Origin of the sequence: Streptomyces sp. NPDC007088 (assembly GCF_042869355.1) — a bacterium.
Taxonomy (GTDB): Bacteria; Actinomycetota; Actinomycetes; order Streptomycetales; family Streptomycetaceae; genus Streptomyces.
The window spans coordinates 110,791-132,716 of sequence record NZ_JBIAFO010000003.1 but is presented as its reverse complement, the minus strand read 5'-3'; the positions used below and the strand labels follow the sequence as shown (position 1 = coordinate 132,716).

The 21,926-nt window shown below is 74.4% G+C and carries 18 protein-coding genes and 2 pseudogenes; 8 read left to right on the top strand and 12 right to left on the bottom strand.

Translation table 11 applies throughout. The features are described from left to right. Positions 1–61: 61 nt before the first annotated feature. From ACFYMP_RS06305 to ACFYMP_RS06295, 3 genes are all read right to left on the bottom strand, one after another. On the bottom strand, positions 62–274 hold the full coding sequence (locus ACFYMP_RS06305; protein ID WP_388851369.1) for a hypothetical protein: 213 nt from the start codon (positions 272–274) through the stop codon (positions 62–64). Next, the gene (locus ACFYMP_RS06300; protein WP_388851366.1) at positions 271–534 is read right to left on the bottom strand and encodes a hypothetical protein; all 264 of its coding nucleotides are present in this window, start codon (positions 532–534) and stop codon (positions 271–273) included. Before ACFYMP_RS06300 ends, ACFYMP_RS06305 begins: the two co-directional genes overlap by 4 nt. Positions 535–768: 234 nt before the next feature. Further along, positions 769–1,221, bottom strand: coding sequence for a MerR family transcriptional regulator (locus ACFYMP_RS06295; protein WP_388851364.1), 453 nt, complete (start codon positions 1,219–1,221; stop codon positions 769–771). Between the two features lie 64 nt (positions 1,222–1,285). Here ACFYMP_RS06295 and ACFYMP_RS06290 point away from each other — a divergent pair, with 64 nt between their 5' ends. Then, positions 1,286–2,548: an MFS transporter gene (locus ACFYMP_RS06290; RefSeq protein ID WP_388851361.1), complete on the top strand. Its 1,263-nt coding sequence runs from the start codon at positions 1,286–1,288 to the stop codon at positions 2,546–2,548. 197 nt (positions 2,549–2,745) lie between these two features. Here the strand turns inward: ACFYMP_RS06290 and ACFYMP_RS06285 are convergent. The 3 genes and pseudogenes from ACFYMP_RS06285 to ACFYMP_RS06275 all read right to left on the bottom strand — a co-directional run. Continuing rightward, positions 2,746–3,507: pseudogene (locus ACFYMP_RS06285) on the bottom strand (FadR/GntR family transcriptional regulator); the annotation flags it as partial. 454 nt (positions 3,508–3,961) lie between these two features. Continuing rightward, the gene (locus ACFYMP_RS06280) at positions 3,962–4,726 is read right to left on the bottom strand and encodes a TetR/AcrR family transcriptional regulator (RefSeq protein WP_388851358.1); all 765 of its coding nucleotides are present in this window, start codon (positions 4,724–4,726) and stop codon (positions 3,962–3,964) included. A 489-nt stretch (positions 4,727–5,215) separates the two neighbouring features. Next, positions 5,216–6,133: an NADP-dependent oxidoreductase gene (locus tag ACFYMP_RS06275; RefSeq protein ID WP_388851355.1), complete on the bottom strand. Its 918-nt coding sequence runs from the start codon at positions 6,131–6,133 to the stop codon at positions 5,216–5,218. 189 nt (positions 6,134–6,322) lie between these two features. Here ACFYMP_RS06275 and ACFYMP_RS06270 point away from each other — a divergent pair, with 189 nt between their 5' ends. Continuing rightward, positions 6,323–7,600, top strand: coding sequence for a LuxR C-terminal-related transcriptional regulator (locus ACFYMP_RS06270; protein WP_388851352.1), 1,278 nt, complete (start codon positions 6,323–6,325; stop codon positions 7,598–7,600). Positions 7,601–7,878: 278 nt separating this feature from the next. Here ACFYMP_RS06270 and ACFYMP_RS06265 read toward each other — a convergent pair whose 3' ends face one another. Further along, on the bottom strand, positions 7,879–8,472 hold the full coding sequence (locus ACFYMP_RS06265) for a TetR/AcrR family transcriptional regulator (protein WP_388851349.1): 594 nt from the start codon (positions 8,470–8,472) through the stop codon (positions 7,879–7,881). 83 nt (positions 8,473–8,555) lie between these two features. Between ACFYMP_RS06265 and ACFYMP_RS06260 the strand changes: the two genes are divergently transcribed. The 3 genes from ACFYMP_RS06260 to ACFYMP_RS06250 all read left to right on the top strand — a co-directional run bounded on the left by ACFYMP_RS06260 (position 8,556) and on the right by ACFYMP_RS06250 (position 13,328). Then, positions 8,556–9,599, top strand: a complete 1,044-nt coding sequence (locus ACFYMP_RS06260; RefSeq protein ID WP_388851347.1) for an NAD(P)-dependent alcohol dehydrogenase — start codon at positions 8,556–8,558, stop codon at positions 9,597–9,599. 881 nt (positions 9,600–10,480) lie between these two features. Further along, a complete protein-coding gene (locus ACFYMP_RS06255) occupies positions 10,481–10,819 on the top strand; it encodes a MerR family transcriptional regulator (RefSeq protein ID WP_388852249.1) in 339 nt (112 codons plus the stop codon). Positions 10,820–11,366: 547 nt separating this feature from the next. Next, positions 11,367–13,328: a GTP-binding protein gene (locus tag ACFYMP_RS06250; RefSeq protein WP_388851344.1), complete on the top strand. Its 1,962-nt coding sequence runs from the start codon at positions 11,367–11,369 to the stop codon at positions 13,326–13,328. 121 nt (positions 13,329–13,449) lie between these two features. Here the strand turns inward: ACFYMP_RS06250 and ACFYMP_RS06245 are convergent, their stop codons facing one another. After that, positions 13,450–14,613, bottom strand: a complete 1,164-nt coding sequence (locus tag ACFYMP_RS06245; RefSeq protein ID WP_388851341.1) for a GDSL-type esterase/lipase family protein — start codon at positions 14,611–14,613, stop codon at positions 13,450–13,452. Between the two features lie 273 nt (positions 14,614–14,886). Further along, positions 14,887–15,456, bottom strand: a complete 570-nt coding sequence (locus ACFYMP_RS06240; RefSeq protein WP_388851338.1) for a TetR/AcrR family transcriptional regulator — start codon at positions 15,454–15,456, stop codon at positions 14,887–14,889. Between the two features lie 280 nt (positions 15,457–15,736). Here ACFYMP_RS06240 and ACFYMP_RS06235 point away from each other — a divergent pair, with 280 nt between their 5' ends. The 3 genes and pseudogenes from ACFYMP_RS06235 (at position 15,737) to ACFYMP_RS06225 (ending at position 18,372) form a co-directional block, all read left to right on the top strand. Then, positions 15,737–16,135, top strand: a complete 399-nt coding sequence (locus tag ACFYMP_RS06235) for a GntR family transcriptional regulator (protein ID WP_388851335.1) — start codon at positions 15,737–15,739, stop codon at positions 16,133–16,135. Beyond that, a pseudogene (locus ACFYMP_RS06230) lies at positions 16,132–17,007 on the top strand (ABC transporter ATP-binding protein); the annotation flags it as partial. The gene ACFYMP_RS06235 and the pseudogene ACFYMP_RS06230, both read left to right, overlap by 4 nt. 405 nt (positions 17,008–17,412) lie before the next feature. Further along, positions 17,413–18,372, top strand: a complete 960-nt coding sequence (locus ACFYMP_RS06225; protein ID WP_388851332.1) for a hypothetical protein — start codon at positions 17,413–17,415, stop codon at positions 18,370–18,372. 26 nt (positions 18,373–18,398) lie between these two features. On the opposite strand, the gene ACFYMP_RS06220 is transcribed toward ACFYMP_RS06225, so the two are convergent. From ACFYMP_RS06220 to ACFYMP_RS06210, 3 genes are read right to left on the bottom strand one after another with little or no spacing between them, the layout of a single operon-like run. Further along, the gene (locus ACFYMP_RS06220; protein WP_388851329.1) at positions 18,399–20,672 is read right to left on the bottom strand and encodes an FtsX-like permease family protein; all 2,274 of its coding nucleotides are present in this window, start codon (positions 20,670–20,672) and stop codon (positions 18,399–18,401) included. Continuing rightward, positions 20,669–21,415: an ABC transporter ATP-binding protein gene (locus ACFYMP_RS06215; protein ID WP_388851326.1), complete on the bottom strand. Its 747-nt coding sequence runs from the start codon at positions 21,413–21,415 to the stop codon at positions 20,669–20,671. The genes ACFYMP_RS06220 and ACFYMP_RS06215 overlap by 4 nt, the downstream gene beginning before the upstream one ends. A 49-nt stretch (positions 21,416–21,464) precedes the next feature. Continuing rightward, the gene (locus tag ACFYMP_RS06210; RefSeq protein ID WP_388851323.1) at positions 21,465–21,878 is read right to left on the bottom strand and encodes a hypothetical protein; all 414 of its coding nucleotides are present in this window, start codon (positions 21,876–21,878) and stop codon (positions 21,465–21,467) included. Positions 21,879–21,926 lie beyond the last annotated feature (48 nt).

Genomic DNA, 21,926 nt, shown 5'->3' with positions numbered 1-21,926 from the left:
CAAGGAGCGCGTGGGACGAGGAGCGCGGGACAGGGAGGAGATGACGAGGAGGAGAGCCCGCTCAGCCCTTGGCGGCGCCTTCCGGCTGGACGTCGCCCCGGCGGAAGGACTTCTCGCCCCCGGCGCGGTCGCTGAGATCGGCGAGCCACCCGGTGTGCCCGAACACCGGCTGCTCCTGGAGGGCCCGGACCCTCATGACCTCGACGTCCGTACCGGAGGCGTTGAGCTTGACGCTGTAGCTGCTGGCGAGCCGGTCGGCGGCGAGCGGCGTCATGGAGACGCGGCGCCCGATCCGTTCCCCGAAGCCTCGAACGCCTTCATCCGCTTCCTGACCGCCGGCGACCACACGTGGTTGATCGCCATGATCCGCAGCGGCGCGTGCGCGGGCCGTCTCCCGCCGGTCGGCGCGTCCGCGCCGACCGCCCCGAGCCCGGCCCCGCCCGCGACGCCCATGGTCAGCCGGCCGAAGGAACGGAGCCTCGGGGCGGGGCCGCTGAGGGTGCGACGGCTGGGGGACTGACGCCTCGTGGACATCCTTGTCCTCGTCTCTCTCGGTCTCCGGTCAGGCCCGGTCCAACTGGTAGGACCAGTGGGTCCGGACGACGGGACGCTAACAGGAGAGAGAAGCCGGTGACCAGACCCCGGCACACTGTTCTCCGAGGCCACGACCCACGGTGCCGCCCTCGCCGTGGCCCTCCGCACCCGCCGCCCGTACCGCCCCCGGCGCCGCTCTCCGCGCCGCCCCGGGCACCGGCGGACGAGGACTAGCTAGCCCACGCGCGCCCCGTCGGACTCGTCCGGCCGCCCCACGCCTGCCCCGTCCACCCGCTCCCCGCCCTGTGGCGCGTGCGGCGTGCCCCGCCCGGCAAGACGTACGGCTTCGAGGTACGCGGTGATGGCGTCCCGGTTCCTGACGAGGCAGCGGATGCGTTCGGCCATGCGGTCGCGTTCGCGCTCCAGCGTGGCGAGCGTCTCCGGCGTCGCGTCGCTGAAGTGGATGTCCCGGGGGCGGTCGAGGCAGGGCAGGACGCGCCGGATCACCCGGGTCGGCAGACCGATGTCGATCAGCGCCCTGACCTGGAGGACCTTGTCCACGCACGCCTCGTCGAACTCGCGGTACCCGTTGGGGGAGCGCCGGGAGCCGATCAGCTCCTGCTCCTCGTAGTAGCGCAGCAGTCGCGGCGACGCGCCGGTCCGCTCGGACAACTGACCGATCCGCATATGACCCACCTCACCCGGGGCCGGCTTGACCCTCACACCGATGGCAGGGTTTGAGCATACGGCCATGACTACGCGGCGGACACAGCCACCAGCACAGCCACAGCCACAGCAGCGGGAGCGGGGCGATCAGGAGGGACGGGGGCAGCCGGGGCCGGAGCCGGGACGGCTGCCGTGGGCGGCGCTGATCGCCCTGGGCAGCGCGGCCTTCCTGGCGATCCTCACCGAGGCGCTGCCCGCCGGGATGCTGCCGGAGATGAGCCGGGACCTGTCGGTGGGGCAGTCCGCCATGGGGCAGTCGCTCACCGTGTACGCGCTCGCGACGGCGCTCCCCGCGATCCCGCTGGTCGCGCTGACGGCGAGGTGGCCGCGCAGACGGCTCGTCGTGGGCGCCGTGGCGCTCGTCTCGGCGGGCAATCTGGTCAGCGCCGTCTCCCCCGCCTACGCGCTGACCCTGGTGTTCCGCGGGGTCTCCGGCGTGGCGGCGGGCCTCGTCTGGGCGCTGCTCGTCGGCTACGCGCGCCGTCTCGCGCCGCCGCGTCTGCGGGGCCGGGCGATCGCCGTCACGATGACCGGCGTCCCGCTCGCCCTGTCCCTCGGTGTCCCGCTGGGGACGCTGCTCGGCGGGGCGCTCGGCTGGCGGCCGACGTTCGCCCTGGTCGCGGTCCTCGGCGCGGCTCTGGGCGGCTGGATTCTCGTGTCCGTCCCGGACGCCCCGGGGCGTCGCGGGGCGAACCGGGAGCCGGTCCTGCGGGCCCTCGCCCGCCCCGGTGTGAAGGCGGTCCTGTTCGTGGTCGCGGCCTACGTGCTGGCGCACAACATCCTGTACACGTACATCGCGGCCTTCCTCGACGCGCACGGCATGAAGGGCTCCGTCGACCTGATCCTCCTGGTCTTCGGGCTGGCCTCGCTGGTGAGCGTGGTCGTCACGGGCGCCCAGGTCGACCGCAGGCCGCGCACCCTGACCCTGGCGAGCACCGTCCTCTTCGCCACCGGGGCCGCGATCCTGGCCGCACCGGCCGGGTACGGAGCCCTGGTCTACGTCGCGACGATCCTCTGGGGCCTGGGCTGGGGAGCCGTCTCGACGCTGCTCCAGACGGCGGTCACGGACGCGGGGGGCGAGGGCGCGCAGCCGCTGCTGGTGACGGTGTGGAACGGGTTCATGGGTGTCGGGGGCGCCGTAGGCGGCCTCCTCCTGAGCCGCTTCGGACCACTGTCCTTCCCGTGGAGCGTGCTCGCGCTCCTGGCACCGGCCCTGCTGGTCGTGGTCCTCGCGCGCGGCCACGCGTTCCCGGCGAGGCGACCGGCGGCGGCCGACAGCTCCCCCTGACGGACAGCGGGGGGGGCGGTCCAGCGACAGACGGCGGGGGTCGTTCAGCGCGCGCCGCCGTCCCCCCTCCCGCCACCGACCCCGCTCCCGCCACCGGCCCCGCTCCCCCCACCGGTCCCGGCCTCGCTCCCGCCACCGGCCCCGCTCCCCCCACCGGCCCCGGCCCCGCTCCCGTCGCGCCGTTCGCCGGGCTTCCCCGACTCCCCGAGCAACGTCTCGATGTGATGGCGGGCCATGACGTTGACCTGGACGTCCAGGTCGGCGCCGTAGGTGCGCAGTCCGAGCATGAGGTGGGCGCGCATCCGCTCGCTCGCGAGGTCCGGATCGCGCGCCTCGACGGCCGCGAGGATCTCGGGGTGGTGCGGCACTCCGGGCTCGGCGATCGACGGGTCGGAGTTGGAGCGCAGCATCATCTCGAACATCATGCCGCTGATCGAGGACAGCATGATCCGCAGTACGGGGTTGCCGCCGGCCGCCGCGACGGCGTCGTGGAAGTCGAGGTCGGCCCGCGCTTTCACGACGACGTCGGTCGCGGTTTCGAGCCCGTCGACGGCGGCGCGCATGACCTCGATATCGGCCTCGGTGGCCCGCAGCGTCGCGAGCCGTACGGTCTCGGCCTCCAGGGGCAGCCGGGCCTCGATGAGCTGCCGCACGGTGGGCCGTCCGGCCCGGTACAGCGCGTCGTACCCGCGCGCCTGCCCGGAGGTCTGCTCCCGTACGAAGGACCCGCGCCCGGGAGCGACCTCGATGAGGTGCTGGGCCTCCAGCCTCCGCAGCACCTCACGGACGACGTTGCGGCTGGAGCCGAACTGCGCGGAGAGCTCCCGCTCCGAGGGCAGTTTGCTGCCGACGGGGATCTCCCCGGTCCGGATGTCGTGCTCCAGCTGCCGCGCGATCCGCTCGGTCAGCAGCCCACGCTGAGCCGGACCGGGCTGGTGGGAGGGGGCTTGCGGCGGCATGGTCGGAGGATACAGGGGCCACCAGGGGCGGGTCGGGGCGGCGGAGGCGCCCGCCCGCCGCCTGGGGACGAGCGCTTCCGCGCACGGCGTACGGGGGCCGCGCGGCGCCCACCGTCTCAGGAAGACGTGCGCCGGGCCCGCCGTGTACCGGGCCCACCACACGGCGGCGGCCACGAGCACGGGCCCGCGCCCACCGTCCTGCGAGTCCCGCGCCGCGAACGGCCGTTGGGAAGAAACGGCCGTCAGGGAGAAGGGGCCGTCAGAGAGAAGGGGCACCCGGACGGGGCCGGCGTCGCCTTGCCGCGACCGCTCCCTCTGACCCGCGCGGCCACACGCCCGCCGCCGAGGACGGCGGCCTCGACGCAGTCGCCCTGCCCGTCGCCGCGGCCGCCGGTCCGGGCCGAACCCGCCACCTCGCGGGTCGAGTCGGGCCCCACCGCGCCCGCTGTCCCGGTCACTCCCGCGCCAGCCGGAACCGTTCCGCCAGTGCCTCGGTCTGGGCGTGCAGGAGGGCCGCCGGGTCGTGGCCCATGCCGGTGAACTGGCCCGTCACCTCCAGGCTCACCGTGCCGTGCACCTGCGCCCACGCGAGGAGAGCCCCGGCCAGGCCCGTGGCCACCGCCTCCGGGGACGCCTCCGCTCCGGTGTACCGCGCGGCCCACTCGCGTACGGCGGGGGTGGCGGCCGCCCATGCGGACATCTCGGCGATCAGCGGGGCGTCGGCGCCGGACTCCGCCGCCGGGCGGGGGGACGTGGCGAGGACGCCGACGAAGGGGCCGAGCGCGCCCCGCGCCCGGTCCACCGTGTCGGGCGGCGCCTGGTAGCCGGCCACCGGGGACCCGGCGATCAGCAGGTAGCGGTGCGGCTGGGCGAGGGCCCACGCGCGGAAGGCGTCCGCGAGCGCGGTGAGTTGTACGGCGGCGGGGCGGCCCGCGCAGGACTGCCGTGCCGTCTCGACCGCCGCGGCCGCGTCGTCGTAGGCGTCCCTGATCAGAGCGCTCAGGAGTTCGTCGCGACCGGCGAAGTACCGGTAGAGCGCGGGGCCGGACAGGCCCATGGCCTTCGCGATGCGGGTCAGCGCGACCGCCTCGACGCCGCCCTCGGCGAGCTGCGCGAGCGCCGTCTGCTTGATCTCGGCGCGGGTCTGCTCGCGGTAGCGGTCCCTCGGACTGCTCGGCGTCCTCGGCGGTGCCGTCGCCTTCGGCGTCCTCGATGTCATGGGAAGGGGTCCGTTCCTCGTCGCACGCGGATGCCGGGCCGGGCCACCGCACAGCCCCGCACGCCCGCCGTCCTCGCTTCCCATCCTAGCTTTCGTTAGGCCCCCTAACCCGGGGCCGGGGACGTCCCTGGCGGGGACGACGGGCGCCCCCGCCAGGGACGTGCCCGGTGAGGACGGCCGCACCGTCGGGGAGGACCTCACAGCACGCGCGGGCCGCCCGCCTTCTTCGACCACCCGCACACGCACACGGTCGGCGAGCCGCCGTCCGCGAGCCGCACCGCGCGGTGGCAGCACGGGCGCGGGGAGGTCGCGACAGCGTCCGCCGGCGCGGGAAGGTCGCGACCGCGTCCGCCGGCGCGGGGCGGCGCCTGGAGTGTTCGCACGAGCGCGGCGGCGGGCCCTTCCCCTTCCCGCCGGGGGCACGGGCGCCCCGCGGGTCTACTCCCCCGGGCGCGGAAACCGCAGTAGCGCGGCGGGGCGGCCCGTTCCTCACGCCTGGGCGATCCGCAGCACCAGCTTGCCCCGCACGTGTCCCGCGTCGCTCTCGGCCGCCGCCTCCGCCGCGTCCTCCAGGGGGAATTCGCGCGCCACCGGCAGGACGAGCGTGCCCTCGGCCGCGCGTCGCGCGTGCTCGGTGAGGCCGGGGCCCGGGTCGCCGGTGCGGCTCGCGGAGAAGGTCACGCCGTAGGTGGCGGCGTCCGTGTCGGCGATCGTCACGATCCGTCCGGTGCTGCCGCCGAGGAGTTCGAGCGAGTCGGGCAGCGCGCCCCGGCCCGCCGCGTCGAACACGGCGTCGGCACCCTGCGGGGCCACCTCACGTACCCGCTCCACCAGCCCCGCCCCGTACGCCACCGGAACCGCGCCCAGCTCGCGCAGGTAGGCGTGGTTGGCGGGGGAGGCCGTCCCGACGACCGTCGCACCGGCGGCGACGGCGAGCTGGACGGCCACCGTGCCGACCGCTCCGGCCGCCCCGTGCAGCAGCAGTGTCTCGCCGGGGGCGAGGGCGAGCAGTCCGAGGACGCGGGAGGCGGTCTCCGTCGCGACCGGCAGGGCCGCCGCCGCGGCCCAGTCCAGCGAGGCGGGCTTGGGCACCCAGCTCTCGGTCAGCGTGTACTGGGCCCAGGAACCGCCGAGGGCCCAGCCCAGGACCTCGTCGCCCGGGGCGACCCCGCGCACCCCCTCGCCGACGGTCTCGACGACCCCCGAGAACTCCTGGCCGGGGACGGCCGGCAGGGAGGTCGGGAAGACCTCCCGCATCCGGCCGGCCCGGATCTTGCCGTCGAGCGGGTTCACTCCCGCGGCGACCACCCGGACCAGGACCTGCCCGGCGCCAGGGACGGGCCGCTCGACCTCGCGGACCCCGAGCACCTCGGGCCCGCCGAACTCCTCGAACACACTCGCTCGCATGACTGTCTCCTTCTCGCCGCGCCCGGAGCCGTGACCGCGTGACGCGGAGCGGTACCCGCCGTATCCCTGCCGGACGCGGCACCCCCAAGACTGCCCGGGGGCGGCCCCCTGTCCGGCCCGCCTTTCGGACAGTCCGCCCCGTCCGGAAGGACAGCCGTCCGCGCGCGGTCCCGGCTTAGCCTGAACGGCATGGGACTTACCGGAACCGACACGGCGGCGCGGACGCTGTCCGCCGTCCACGACGTCCTGCGGCAGCCGCTGGGCGAGATCCTGCCGGCCCTCTCGCGCGTCCTGCGCGACCTCGTCCCGCACGCGGCCGCGGCCGAACTGGCCACGCACTGCGCGCACTCCCCCGTGAAGACAGCCGGGGACACCGCGCTCACCTCGGGTGTCACCGCCGCCGCGCTCGGCCCGCTGCTCTCCTACGTACCGGCCGGGGCGCCCTGGCAGGGAGAGCTGGCGCTCGGCGGGGTGCGGCGCCCGGTCCTCGCCGTGGTCAGCGACGCGACCCCGCGCGGGGCGCTGCTCGTCCTCGTACGGCAGGACGCGCCGGAGGCGGAGGTGCCCGCCCCGGTCCGCACCGTCGTGCAGGCGCTGTGGGACGTGGTCACGAGCCACTACGACCGGCTGGCCACCGAGGCCGTGCCGGGGCAGCTCGCGCCCTCGCGGGCCGCCGCCGGGGAGCGCGCCCGGGTGCTCGCCGCCCTGTCCGAGGCGCACGCGAGCACCCTGTCGGCGCTGCTCGGCGTCCTGCGCAGCCGGGGGCTGGACGACGGCGCGGCGCGCGCGAGCGCCACCGACCTGGCCGCGAGCGCCCTCGTCGACCTGCGCGCGGAACGCGAACTCGACCAGGCCCTCGTGGAGGAGCCCGCCGACCGGGCCTTCACCCGGCTCGCCGACTCGCTGCGGCCCCTGCTGCGACACGGCCCGGTCCGCCTCGAACTGGGCCCGCCAGCCACGGACCGGCCGCTGCCGGACACGGTCGCGCACGTGGCGCGCGCGGTGGTCCGCGCCCTCGTCCTGACGGTGCTGGAACAGGAGACGGTCGGCCGGGTGCACGTCGGCTGGACGGTGTCCGAGAGCAGCCTGCGCGCGACGGTACGGGACGACGGGCCCGGCGAGCTGACCTTGTGCCGGCTGGGCCCGCACCGTGTGCGCGAACGCCTCGAAGCGCTCGGCGGCCGGCTGGAGATCGACGCCGTGCCGGGCTGGGGCACCACGGTGACGGCGAGCCTGCCGCTGGGCAGCACGCCGCCCGCCCCCGCCGAACCCCTGGCCGCGCTCGGCAGCCGCGAACTGGAGGTGCTCGGCCGTCTCGCGCGCGGCCACCGCAACCGCGTCATCGCCGAGGACCTGCACATCAGCGAGTCCACGGTGAAGTTCCACGTCGCGAACATCCTCGGCAAACTCGGCGTCAGCTCGCGCGGGGAGGCGTCGGCGGTGTTCCACGCGGCGGCCCAGCCGTAGGGAGCACGAGCGTGGGAGGCAGCGGACAAGCGGTCCGATTGTCAGGTCGTCAGCCGGTGAATCAAACGGCGAATCAGACGGCGAATCAGGCGGTGAAGGGGAGCCGGACGCGGCAAGGGCGCCGGACGCGGCAAAGGCCCCGGCCGCCACGGGCCAGATGCCCGGAGCGTGCGGTCCCGGCGACGAAAGGTCCTCCCCGGCCCTCCCTCCCCGGTCCTCCCCCGCGACGGCAGGTCCTTCGCGCCGCACGGTTCGGCCGATCGCGGGGCCGGCCTACGTCATCGTTCGGCGCGAAGTCCGGCGAGATGGACGCGGACGAAACGACGCCACGGTGCGTCGTCGCCGTCTGGTGAAGCGGCGACCACTCCCGGGATCGCGACGATGAGGGCCTTGATGTCGTCCGCGGTCACGTTCCGCGTGAGATACCCCGAGGCGACCGCCCTCTGTACGAGCCGTCGGATCCGGTCCGCTGTCCTCGTGCTCACCTCGTCGTCGCCGGGGACGCGGTCGGCCAGGGATGACGCGTAGCGGCGCTTCTCCGCGTTGAAGGCTCCCACGAAGTCGAGGAACTGTTCGAGCCCGGTGCCTGGTTCCGGGGCTGCGAGCGCCTCCGCCGCAGCCTGGTCGATCTCTTGGGTGAACAGGCGCGCTATGGCGTCGAGGAGGGCGTCCTTGCCCGGGAAGCGCCGGTAGATCGTGCCGACGCCGAGGCCGGCGCGGGAGGCGATGGACTCCATGCTCGCCTGCGGTCCCTGTTCCGCGAACACCGTCCGGGCCGCGTTGACGATGATCGCGTCGTTGCGCAGCGCGTCCCGGCGCGGTGCGCGAGGGCTTTTCGAGGAGTTCGCCCGAGGGCTCGCCTGGGAGGTCATCGTCCCCAGGATACCAAAACGGAATCCGCATTCACCTTCATGTTAAAGTGAATACAGATTCCGCTTTGAAGGGATGGACTGCCATGAGGACCACGACCGGCTGGCAGAGCCTCGACCCGGCCACCAACGCGCTGACACGCGTCACCGTCGAGCGACGTGATCTGCGCCCCGACGACATCGCCGTGCGGATCGACTTCTGCGGTGTCTGCCACAGCGACCTGCACCGCATCCACGGGATGCTCGGGGAGAAGGACCTCGTTCCCGGGCACGAGGCGACCGGTGTCGTCCTCGCCACCGGCCCGGAGGTCACCGGCTTCGCCGTCGGCGAGCGGGTCGCCATCGGCACGATCATCGACTCGTGCGGCGAGTGCGCCATGTGCGAGGCCGGTCAGGAGAACTACTGCTACCAGCGTCCGACCACCACCTACGGCGGCACCGACCGCGTCGACGGCACCCCGACCCAGGGTGCCTACAGCCGCGAGTACGTCCTGCGGGAGAAGTTCGCGTTCCACCTGCCCGACGGGCTCGACCCCGCCGCCGCGGCGCCGCTCCTGTGCGCCGGGGTCAGCGTCTGGGAGCCTCTGCGGGCCGCCGGTGTGGGACCGGGCAGCCGCGTGGCGGTCGCCGGCCTCGGGGGGCTCGGTCACATCGCGGTGAAGCTCGCCACCGCGCTGGGAGCGGAGGTGACCGTCCTCAGCCGCAGCACGGCCAAGGAACGCGACGCGCTGGCCCTGGGGGCGACCGGACTGCTCGTGACCACTGACGACTCCCAGATCGCCGCCGCACGGGGCCGCTTCGATCTCGTCCTCGACACCGTTCCGGCCGACCACGAGCTCACTCCGTTCATCGGCATGCTCGGCCTCGACGCGACCCTGTGCGTCCTCGGGAACCCCTTGCTGGCCGGACCGAGGCTCTGGGAACTGGGGGCCGGCCGCAAGAAGCTCACCTCCTCCGGCACGGGAGGACTGCGGCAGACCGTGGAGATGCTTGAGTTCTGCGCCGAGCACGGCATCACGGCCGATGTCGAAATCGTCCCCTCAAGCGAGATCGAGACCGCCCTGGACCGCCTCGCCGAGGGCGACGTCCACTACCGGTTCGTCCTGGACATGTCCGACCTGGACGCGTAGGCCACCACCGCGGGGCCGGAGCCTTTGGACGCGGAGCGTCCGGGCCCCGGCCCCGCTCCACTTCCCCGAGCCGACGGGGGCCCAGCCGACTGGCAGGGGCCCAGCCGACCCGCGGGGGCCCAGCCGACCCGCGGGGGCCCAGCCGACCCGCGGGGGCCGACTCGTCTTCCCCGCCCCGGCCCATGCCATGCCTCGGGGTCGCGTGTTTCCAGTGTCGCTTTCACTGACCGACGACGGCAGAAGACCGTCATTCACCCGTTCGGTAAATCTGTCGTGGCGGGAGTAGACATGCGGCGCTCCATGGGGTTAGCGTTTTCCTCGTAGCCAGAGATCCACGAAGGCGCGGCAGACACGAACTGCCCGCACGCAGGACCAGCAGGTCGGCACGGTGGTGGAGCGGCGGGGCCGGAGAGACACCGGGGTCCCCTCGCTGACGGCCGGGCCGGGCGGCTCGACAGGAGCCGCCGCGGAAGTACGCGGTACCCATCACGTTGACAGGACGAGGAAAGAAGGAGGCAGACGCCATCAGGATCGCCCGGGGCGAGGACATAGCGGCCCCGGGTACCGCAGGCCCCGGAACGGAAGGTGGTCCCACGGTCACGCAACCGCGATCCCCGCACACGTCCCCCTCCTTCGGGAGACGAAGCGGAATGAGAAGGCCGGCCCCGCAGTAGGCCGGCGGATGGTGTTCCAATCCCTCGGGGCTCCGGTGCCGCACGGCACCGGAGCCCCTCAACGCGTTCCCCTGCCGGAGACCCGGCCAGAGGCCCGGTCAGAGGCCCGGCCAGAGGGGCGAATGTGTGGGACGAGACGAACCGGATGAACGAAATGAGTGAAATGAACGAGACGGACGAGACGGACGAGAAGCGGACGAGGTGCAGATGACAGCGGAGAACTCCTTCGACCGTCTCGACGACGAGGACTACCCCGCCTACACCATGGGCCGAGCCGCCGAAGTGCTCGGCACCACCCCGGCGTTCCTGCGGGCGATCGGCGAGGCCCGCCTGATCACCCCGCTGCGCTCGAAGGGCGGCCACCGCCGTTACTCCCGTTACCAGTTGCGCGTCGCCGCCCGCGCCCGCGAACTGGTCGACCAGGGAACGCCCGTGGAGGCCGCCTGTCGCATCGTCATCCTTGAGGACCAGCTGGAGGAGGCCCGGCGTATCAACGAGGAGCGCCGCGGCGCCCTCCCCGTGACGCGCCAGGAGACGGACGCCTGACGCCGCGCGGCGCCTGACGCCGCGCGGCCCCGCATCGCCGGACACCTCCGGCACCTCCGGCACTTCCGGCACCACAGGTACCTCTGGCACCTCTGGCACCACCGGCACCACCGGCACCACCGGCACCACCGGCACCACCGGCACCACCGGCACCACCGGCACCACCGGCACCACAGGTACCGCCAGGCACCACTCCGGCGGACGACGAGGGCATCCGGCCCGGTGGAAATTGCCGCGCCCCGCGCCCCGCCCTGCGGTAACGTCCGCCCGCGAGACCGGCCCTCCCCCGGTGGAGGGCCGGTCTCGCGGGTGCGCCGCCCCCAGGGGAGGTCCCCACCCACCCCTCCACTCGCCCGACCGGTCCCGGACCCCCGGGGCCGTCCTCGGAACACAGCAACGCCGCACCGCCGCACCGCCGTCAGGTCGCAGCACCACCTCGCGACACCACGGCCGACCGGCGACGCGACCGGAAGGAAGAGAGCCATGCGCCGTCACTTCGGAGCAGTCACGACGCCCCGCGCTCTCTCTCCGATCTCCGAGGACCACCTTGACCACCACCCCCTCGCTCCCCCTGAACCTGGGCGTCCTCGCCCACGTCGACGCCGGTAAGACCAGCCTCACCGAGCGGCTGCTGTTCGAGTACGGCGCACTCGGCGCGCTCGGCAGCGTCGACGCGGGGAACACCACCACCGACAGCGGCGAACTCGAACGCGAACGCGGGATCACCATCCGCTCGGCCGTCGCACCGCTGACCGTCGGCGGCCGTCGCGTCAACCTTGTGGACACGCCGGGCCACCCGGACTTCATCGCCGAGGTCGAACGTGCCCTCGGCGTGCTCGACGGCGCCGTCCTCGTCGTCTCCGCCGTCGAAGGGGTCCAGCCGCAGACCCGCGTCCTGATGAAGTCGCTGCGCCGGCTGCGGCTGCCCACCCTGATCCTCGTCAACAAGATCGACCGGCCGGGCGCGCGGGAGGACGGGCTGCTCGACGACATCCGGCGCGGGCTCGCCCCGTACGTGATCCCGCTCGCCACCACGAGCGCGGCAGGCACCCCGGCCGCGCGTTCCCTGCCGCTGCCGCTGTCGTCCGCCGGGCACCACTCGCCCGCCGAACTGCTCGCCGCGCACGACGACTTGCTGCTCTCCCGGCTCGTGGACGGGCCCGCGCCCACCGAGGAGGAGGTGCGCGCGGCGCTCGTACGGCACACCGCCGCCGGACTGGTCCACCCGCTGTGCTTCGGTTCCGCCCTCACCGGCACCGGCATCCGCCACCTCGGCGAGGCGATCGCCACCCTCCTGCCCTCCCCCGACGCCGACGAGGACGCCCCCGCCCGCGGCACCGTCTTCGCCGTCGAACGCGGCGCGAACGGCGAGAAGACCGCCTACGTGCGGCTGTTCGGCGGGCGGCTGCGCGCCCGGGAGCGGGTCGTGCTGCACCGCGACGAGCCGGACGGCTCCACGGCCCCGGTGACCGGCCGCCTCACCCGTCTCGACGTCGTCGGCGACGAGGGGGACCTGCGCGCGGGCGGTATCGGGGCCTTCCGCGGTGTGCCGGGGGTCCGGGTCGGCGACCGGCTCGGCGCGCCCGGCCCCGGCCGCCCCGTGTTCCGCTTCGCCCCGCCCGGACTGGAGGCCGTCGTGCGTCCCGCCGGTCCCGGCCGGGGCGCGGCCCTGCACTCCGCGCTGTCCGCGCTCGCCGAGGAGGACCCCTTCGTGCGGACGCGGATTACGGCGGACGGCGAGTTGTCCGTGCTCCTGCACGGCGCCGTGCAGCGCGAGGTGCTCGCTGAGCGGCTGCGCCGGGAGTTCGGCCTCGCGGTGGAGTTCGCCCCGGTCACCCCCGTGTACCGCGAACGGCCCGTCGCGACCGGCGAGGCCGTACGGGAGCTGGGCCCGGGGCCGGAGGAGTTCTGGGCGACGGTCGGGCTGCGCGTGGACCCGGCGCCGTACGGCAGCGGGGTGCGCTGGGCGCGGGAGACGGAGTGGGGCACCCTGCCCCGGGCCTTCCACCGCGCGATCGAGGAGACGGCCCTCGGCGCGCTCGGGCAGGGGCTGTACGGCTGGGAGGTCACCGACTGCGTGGTGACCCTGACCCGGACCGGGTACGCGGCGCCGTTGAGTACGGCCGCCGACTTCCGCCACCTCACCCCGCTCGTCCTCCTGCGGGCCCTGGACCGCGCCGGTACGCGGGTGTACGCACCGTGCCGCGCGGTGGAGGCGGAGGTGCCGCGGGACGCCCTCGGCGCCGTGACCGGGCGGCTCGCGGCGCTCGGCGCGGACATCGGCGAAACCCGCGAGAGCGGGGACCGCTGGACCGTCACGGCGGAGGTCCCGGTCGGCGACGTGCGGGAACTCACGGCGGCGCTGCCCGGGTTGACCGGCGGGGAGGGCGCCCTGTGGTCCCGCCCCGGCCGCGACCGCCCGGTACGCGGACTGCCCCCGCGCCGCGCCCGCACCGACGGCGACCCGCTCAACCCGGAGTCCTACCTCCGCTTCCTGGCCGGCCGGTGAATCCCGATCCCGCGCTCCGGCGGTACGCGGCCGCGCCGCCCGTGTCCGGGGCGCACCGGACCACCGGACACGCGGAGGACGGCGGTCAGCGAGCGCCCCGGTACGGGTACGGCCCCCGCCCCTATGCGAACGGCCCCCGTGGCCCGAAGACCGAGGCCGCGAAGTTCTCCGCGATACGGCGGTGACCGGCCGCGTCGGGGTGGATCTCGTCGGGGAGCGGGAACTCGGCGTAGTCGGCCTCGCCGTAGAGCGAACGGCCGTCCAGGTAGTGGAGGTTCGGGTCGCGGCCGGCGCGCAGCGCGACGATCCGGGCGAGTTCCTCCCGGACGACGTTCAGGGTGAGCCGGCCCGAGGCGACCTCGGCCGGGTCTCCGGTGGCCCGCAGCCGCAGCGTCCCGTCACTGAAGTCCGGCGCGAGCGGCCCCGGGGTGTCCTCGTGGACGGGGCACAGGACGGCGGAGACGACGAGCAGCGGGGTGTCCGGGTGGCCCTCGCGGATCGTGTCGAGGAAGCCGTGCACGGCGGGCCCGAGGGCGCGCAGCCGCATGAGGTCGGTGTTGACGATGTTGATGCCGATCTTCACGCTGATCAGGTCGGCGCGCGTGTCACGCATCGCGCGGGCCGTGAACGGGTCGAGCAGCGCGCCGCCGCCGAAGCCCAGGTTGATCAGGTCGACCCCGCCGCGGGCGGCGGCCAGCGCGGGCCACGTGGTGCTCGGCGTGGCCGCGTTGGAGCCGTGGCTGATCGAGCTGCCGTGGTGCAGCCACACCCGGCGCCCGTCCGGCAGCGCCTGCTCGACCGGGGCGTCGGTGCGCAGGGCGATCAGCTCGGTGGTCTCGTTGTGGGGCAGCCAGATCTCGATGTTCTTGTCGCCGGGAGGCAGCCCCTCGAACCGCGCCGTTCCGGGCGGCCCCTCCTGGATCTCGGCCTCCTGCGTGGCCATGTCGATCAGGCGCAGCCGCCCCCCGGGCACGGTGGCCCGCCCCGCGAGCCGGCCGTCCACCAGAAGCTCGTACACCCCCTCGGCCGGGGCGGGCGCCCCGCGGTAGGCGCGCTTGGTGGGCAGCGTGTCCAGTTCCACGACGGTGGCCCGGCTGCGGAAGGCCACGCGCACCCCGGAGGGCTGCGACTCGGCCATCGCTAGCTGCTCGTCGGGGATCTGCCACCTGGCCGCCTCGGGCAGCCGGTGCGGGAGCAGTCCGTGCGCGGTGTACTCGAAGCCGAGGGCGCCGCGCAGCAGCCCGGGAGCGGCGGGGGTGGTGATCAGTGCGGAATCGGCGGTCATGTTCCCAGCTCGTTCGGTGAGTTCGGTGCGTTCGGTGCGTTCGGTGCGTTCGTTGGGTCCGGTGAGTCCGGTGGGTTCGAAGGCCGGTCGGGGGCCGGTGGGTTCCGAGGCCGGTCGGGGGCCGGTGGGTTCGAAGGTCGGTGCGCCGGGTGGGTTCGGTGAAGGGGAGGGGGTGCGCGCCCTTCGGCTCCGGGGCTTCGCCCCGGGCCCTTCCGCCCCTGGGCCCCTGCGCCCCTGGGCCCTTCGGTCCCCGGAAGGACAGGGGGCGGGCGCTCAGTGGGGGGCGCGCTCGCTGAGTTGGGCGTCGAGGAAGCCGAGAATCCACGTCCAGCTCTCCTCGGCCCCGGGCGCGCTGTGGCTGAAGCCGTCGGCCAGTTCGAGGCTGACGAAGCCGTGGAACATCCCGCCCAGCATCCGTACCGCGTGCGTCTGCTCCGGTTCGCCCAGCTCGTAGCCGCGCAGGATCGCCCGGGTCATCCGCGCGTGCCGGACGCCCGCACTGGCCGCCGCCGTCTCCGCGTCGAGCGGCAGGCGCGTGGCGGCGTACCGGCCCGGGTGCTCCTTCGCGTACGCGCGGTAGGCCCCGGCGAAGGCGAGCAGGGCGTCCCGGCCGGCCCGTCCGGCCACCGCGTCGGCTACCCGGTCGGCCAGTTCCTCCAGGGCGAACAGCGCGATCCGCACCTTGAGGTCGTGGGAACTCCTGATGTGCGCGTACAGGCTCGCGGTCGCGACACCGAAACGCCGCGCGAGCGCCGGCACGGTCACCTTGTCGAACCCGGCCTCGTCGGCCAGCTCCGCCCCGGCCCGCGCCAGCCGCTCCGCGTTCAGCCCTGCTCGTGGCACGCTCACCCTCCCCTCGATCCGGCGCCCCCGGTCCGGGGCCGCACGACTGAACCTAAAGCATTTAGGTAATCAACCTTACCACTTAGGAATCCTGGCCGCGCCGACACCCGGGGGGCGCGGCCGGGGCGCCGACACCCGGGGGGCGCGTCCGGGGCGCCATCACCGCGCACCGACCGCCCAGGCGGCGCCGTTCACCCGGCGTCCCGCTCTCCGCCACTTGACGGGATTTCCACCCCATGAGACCTTTCACTAGTTAATTAGGGAAAGGGAGGGAGGGGTCGTGGCCGAGCAGCGCGTCGAGTTCCGCGTCGACCGGCGCAGCGGGGTCCCCACCTATCTCCAGATCGTGGCGCAGACCCAGCAGGCCCTGCGGCTCGGTCTCCTGGAACCGGGCGACAGACTGCCCACCGCCCGCGAGGTCGTCGAGGCCACGGCCATCAACCCGAACACCGTCCTCAAGGCGTACCGCGAACTGGAGCGGCAGGGCCTGGTCGAGGGCCGGCGGGGCCTGGGCACCTTCGTCCTGCGCACGCTCGGCGCGGAGGGCGCCCACTCCCCGCTGCGCTCGGCGCTGGACGACTGGGCCCTGCGGGCCCGTACCGCCGGCGTGGACCGGGAGACCGCCGCCGCGCTCATGGCCTCCGCTCTGGACGCGCATTTCCCGAAGGAGGACCCGTGAGCACCACCAGCAGCACCCCGCCCGCGATCGAGGCGAGGGGGCTCGGCCAACGCCACGGCCGGGGCCGCCGCACCACCCACGCGCTGCGGGACTGCACGTTCCGGATACCGGCGGGCAGCGTGTGCGCCCTGGTCGGCCCCAACGGCGCGGGCAAATCGACGTTCCTCCAGGTCGCGGCCGGTCTGTTGCGGCCCACCGGCGGCAGCCTCTCCGTCCTGGGCGCGGCGCCGGGCACGCACCGCGACCGGGTCGGCTACCTCGACCAGGAACAGCCCCTCTACGAGCACTTCACCGTCGCGGACGCGCTCGCCCTGGGGGCCCGCCTCAACGCCGGGAACTGGGACGCGGCGCACGCGGCCCGGATCGTCGAGGACCTCGACCCCCGGCGCCGTGTCCGCCGGCTCTCGGGCGGCCAGCGCACGCGCGTGTCCCTGGCCCTCGCGCTCGGCAAACGCCCCGAACTGCTCCTGCTGGACGAGCCGATGGCCGATCTCGACCCGCTCGCCCGGCACGAGCTGATGGGCGTTTTGCTGGCGGACGTGGCCGACCGGGGCACCACCGTCCTGCTCTCCTCGCACGTCGTCGCCGAACTCGCCGACTGCTGCGACCACCTGCTGCTCCTGGCCGACGGCCGGGTCCGCCTCGGCGGCTCCGTGGACACCCTGCTCGACACGCACCGGGTGGTCACGGGAAAGGGCCTGGACCTGTCCGCGCACACCCTCGTCGAGTCCCGCCCGGCGGGCCGCGGCCTCGTCTCCCTGATCCGCCCCCGGGGCCCCGTCCCCGACGCCTGGCAGCCGGAACCACCCACCTTGGAGGAGCTGATCCTCGCGCACCTGCGCAGCCCGTCGGCCCCCGCGTTGCTCACTCCGGAGATGAACACCGGCGCGGAGACCGCCCTGCGCACGGACGCGGACACGGAGACGGAGACGGAGACGGAGACGGAGACGGGAACCAGCACCGGCTCCGACACCGACACCGGCTCCGGCTCCGGCTCCGGCTCCGGCACGAGCGCGGGTGCCAGGGCGCCGAGGCGCGGTGCCGCCAGTACGGACACCGGTTCCGGCACGACGGCGGCCTGAACCGTCCGGCCGAGGGCCCACCGGGCCGGCTGCCGCCGGGCCGGACCACGCCGAAGATCGGCCGCCCGGCGCGGAGCGAGACCCCCGCGTGCCCCCGGCCCCCCGGCCCCCTGGCTCCCCACTTGCCTCCTCCCCCCTCCCCCACTCCCTCTCCCCTCCCCCTCCCACTCCTCCCAGCACCCACAGGACCGCACGATGACCACGACGCAGCTGACCAAGGACGGGCCGCCGGCCGTGTCCCGGCCCTCCGCCCTCGACCTGATCCGCTCCGAGATCCGCCTGCAACGCGGGGCGCTGTGGGTCTGGCTCGCCTTCGTGACGCTCACCGCGGCCCTGCTGCTGTGGCTCCTGGGCCCCGGGGCGCACGGGACGCAGCGGCTGTTCGACACGTACGGCTACAGCGGAGTCCAGGGGGCCGCCTGGGGGCACGGGGCGGGCGGCCAGCTCCTCTTCGGCACGTACAACGACCTCATCCAGCTGCCGGCCACCCTGCTCGGCCTCGCCTCGCTCTGCGTGGCGCTGTACGGGGCCGGCCCGCTCACCGCCCGCGAGCTGGAGAGGGGAACGGTCCGCCTCGCGTGGTCCCAGTCGGTGTCCCCGCGGCGCTGGCTCGCCGCCAAGCTCGGAGCGGTCTCCGCGTTCCTGGTCGTGGGCACGGCGCTGCTCGTCGTGCTGTACCGCGTGCTGTGGTCCGCCCACAACAACCTGATGCTCTCCGGGATCGGCCCGCGCGCGCTCTACTTCTCCGTCGGCCCCGCCACCGTCCTCGTACCGCTGCTGGCCCTGGCCGTCGGCGTGTTCTGCGGGCTGCTGCTGCGCCGCACCCTGCCCGCGATGCTGGTCGCCGGTCTCGCGCAGTACCTGATCACCGGGGCGGTACGGGGCGGCCGCTGGCCCTTCACCCACACGCGTCTGCCACCCGAGGTCCCGGTGCGCGGCAGCGCGATCACGTCGAGCGGCGCGCACATCCCCGACCCGCAGTGCTACGACAGCCTGCGCTGCCTCGCCCGGCACGACGTGGTCGGCTTCAGCCGCACCTACCTGCCGGCCCCGGAGTTCTGGCCCCGCCAGCTCACCGAGAGCGGCGTCCTCCTCGCCGTGACCGCGCTCGCCGTGGCCGGGGCGTTCTGGCTGCTGCGGCGCCGGGCGGCCTGACCGGCGGGGGGCGGGGCCGCCGCCGGTCAGTCGCCGCGCAGCACCTCCGGGTCCAGATGCCGGCGCGCCATCGGCAGCGAGGCCAGCCCGGCCACGAGGAGGACACCGAGGGTGCTGAGCAGCAGCAGCGGCAGCCCCTCGCCGTCCCAGAACACCGCCCCGCCGCCGGTGACCAGATAGCTCGACTCGGCCAGCCGCCCGGCGACCAGCGCCCCGCCGAGTCCCAGCGCGAGCGGCAGCAACACCTGCGCGCACTGCGCGGCCCGCAGGGTGCGCGAACGGGCGCCGAGCAGGGTCAGAGCCGTGATCTGCCCACGCCGGTCCATGGCCCGGTCGGCGGCCGACACGAGGAAGGCGGCCACACCGATCACGAGCCCGAGGACCATCCCCGTCCCCAGCAGCCCCTTGATGACGCCGAGCTGACTCAGCGACTCGATGACGATGCCGACCGGGGTGATCTCGGCGGTGGGGGCGATACCGGCCAGCCGGTCCAGCGTGCGCCGGACCGTCCCGGGGTCCGGGGCGCTGCTCAGCACGAGGTGGGCGCCCGCCGGGTGGGTTCCCGGGGGGAGGGCGCTCGGGGGGAGGACGATGTCGGCCGACATCAGGGCCGAGGGCTGAACGACGGTGAGCCCCACGCTCTCGCGCGGGGCGCTGTAGCGGTACGTGCCCGCGGGGCGGCCGTCCTCGCCGCGCAGGGGCATTCCGTAACGGCGCCCCGGCCGGGCCTTCTCCGCCACCTGATATCGCGAGTCCCGCAGAACGAGAGGCCGGCCGTCGACACACCCACGCACGCTGCCGGGATCCGCGAAGGCACGCAGCTGGGCGCAGGTGCCGACGAAGGCGCCGAGGGAACCGGCCGTGGACTCGACCGTGACCACGTGCCCCCGCACGCCGCCCGCCGCCTTCATGTCCGCGCGTTGCCGGGCCGTCAGCTTGTCGTAGGCGAGTTCGTACTCCTGGACCGGTGCGATACGCCGGCTGACCTGATCGATCTCGACGAGTACGCCCTGGGTGAGGGAACCCGCGTAGACCAGGACGACGAGGCCGCTCACGACGCGCAGGACCGCCCCGGGCCGGGACTCGTTGTGGCGCATGGCGAGGGTCAGCGGCAGGCGCTGAGTGGCGGAGGCGATCCGCCGGGCGAGCCAGCCCGTGGCCGGAGGGAGCGCGAGAACCAGTCCGGCCCCGGTGAGCAGCGCCCCCGCGGGCACCAGCACGGCGGTGAGGGAGGTGGACACGCCGATGCGGCCGAGGGCCCCGAGCACGCAGTACGTACTGACGATGCCGAGCCCCGGAAGCAGCAGCAGAGCACCGAGCCACCGTGCCCGGCGCTGCCGTGCCTGCCGTCGTACGGCCAGTGGGCGCAGCGCCGCCTCGCGCGCGTGCCGTCGCCCCGCGAGGTACGCCAGGGCCGGGCAGCCGAGCAGACAGGCGGCGAGAGTGCTCCCGGACGGCAGTCCGTCGGAGGGGTACCAGGCGAGGCCGGGGAGCCCGGTGCCCGCCACCGCCGTGTTCACCACGAGGTGCAGACCGAGGCCGAGCACGGCGCCGAGCACGGCGGCGCACAGGGTCTCGACGGCGCTCACCCGCATGGTCTGCCGGGCGCTGAGCCCCAGCAGGCGCAGGGCCGCGAGCCTGCGGCCCCGGGACTCGGCGGAGAGCCGGACGCACACCGAGAAGTAGACGGCGAGCGGGAGCAGTACGAGGCAGCACAGCGTGAACCGCAACGGGTCCAGGGTGGAGGAGTCGACCGCGTGGGTGCTCGGCCAGCGGCTCCCGAAGCTCCGCACCGCCTCGCCGTCGGGAAGCTGCGCGTGCGTCCGGCCGACGTAGGCGTACAGCTCGCGGGGTCCGGTGAGCCCGGCGGCGCCGATGGTGCCGGTCACCTGTCCCGGCAGGCTGGGCCTGAGCCCGGGGTGCTCGCGCAGCAGATCGCGCAACTCGGGCGAGACGAGGACCTCGCCGGGGCCCGGCAGCCGGTCCATGCCGGGCGGCACCGGGCCGTTCTCCTTCTCCGGTCGGGCGACGAAGACGCGGGTGAGGAGGTGGGAGCCGTAGGGATCGGTGCGCTTGAGGGCCAGAGTCGTGGACGTCCGGCCCGCCCGCGCCTCCTTTCCCGGCACGAGGTCCCGGGCCGCGTCCCGCCCGTCGTGCGCGGCGAGCAGGGCGGGGATGGTGAGCACGGCGGCCAGACAGGCGACCCCGAGGGCGCAGCCGGCCGTCATCAGCAGGAAGCGGACCCGGGTGGCGCGGTTGCCGCGCAGCACGAGCCGGAGCCCGAGGGCGAAGGTGCTCACGCGGAACTCCGGGCGGGACGGTCGGCGTCAGCGGGGCCGGGGGCCGCGTCGGGAGCGGCGGCGGCCGCGGGGACCGGGACGCCCAGCCGTCCGTCCCGCATGACGTAGCGCGTGTCGGCGTGCCGGGCGACGTTCTCGTCGTGGGTGACCAGGACGACGGCCGTACCGCGGTCACGGGCGAGTGCCAGGAACTCGTCCAGGACGGCGGCGGCGTTGACGGAGTCCAGCGCGCCGGTGGGCTCGTCGGCGAAGACCACGGCGGGCCGGTGGACGAGCGCCCGTGCCACCGCGACGCGTTGGGCCTGCCCGCCGGAGAGCTGGGCGACGCGGCGGTCGCGCAGATCCGCGAGGCCCAGCCGGTCGAGCACGGGCGCGGCGGCCCGGTGGGCGGGCCCCTTGCGCTGGCCCGCCAGTCGCAGCGGCAGCGCGGCGTTCTCCTCGACGGTCAGCTCGGGAAGCAGCTCCCCGTGCTGGAAGACGTACCCGTAGCGTTCACGCCGCAGCCCGGACAACTCCTCGTCGCTCAGGGTCTCGTAGCCTCGGCCCTCGAAGACGACGGCACCGGCAGCGGCCGGCACGATCCCGGCCAGACAGTGCAGCAGGGAGGTCTTCCCGGAGCCGCTGCTGCCCGTCACGGCGACCACCTCACCCGGCGCGAGGGCGAGACAGGCACCGCGCACGGCCAGATGGGAGCCGTAGCGGACGTCCACTCCGTCGGCGCGGAGCACAGACCGCGTCCCCATGGTCACAACCCTTCCTCACCGGTGAACGCGGAGTCCACCGTCTCCCCGGCTAGCGCGAGTAGTGCAGAGTCTTCGAGCAGTTGTCCGGACGCAGCGATCCGCGGTCCCTGCACGCGCGGAACTCCGCCCTGCTGACATAGAGAGCGGCCCCGTCGTACACGACTTTGTTGAGCTTCACGGTTTTGCGCTGCGCCCCGTTGAAGCGCCTCCAGCCGTAGCCCTCGACCTTCGCCAGTACGTAGACGTTGTGGCCGTCGGTCGGCTCCGTGTCCGCCAGATTCCCCCGGAAACCGAAGCCCCCGTGCTGAGTGAACTTCGGGTACATCTGGTACTGACCACGGAACTGGACTCCCGTGCTATGAAGATCCGGCATTCTGCGCCACGAGCCGGCCACCGCGCTGCCCACGCCAGTGAAGAAAAGACCGGCGGCCAGAGCCACCACCATCGACCTACGCACATCCACCTGCCCGGTTACTCGTTGCCTCGCTGTAACTACCTAGCGTAGCCATAC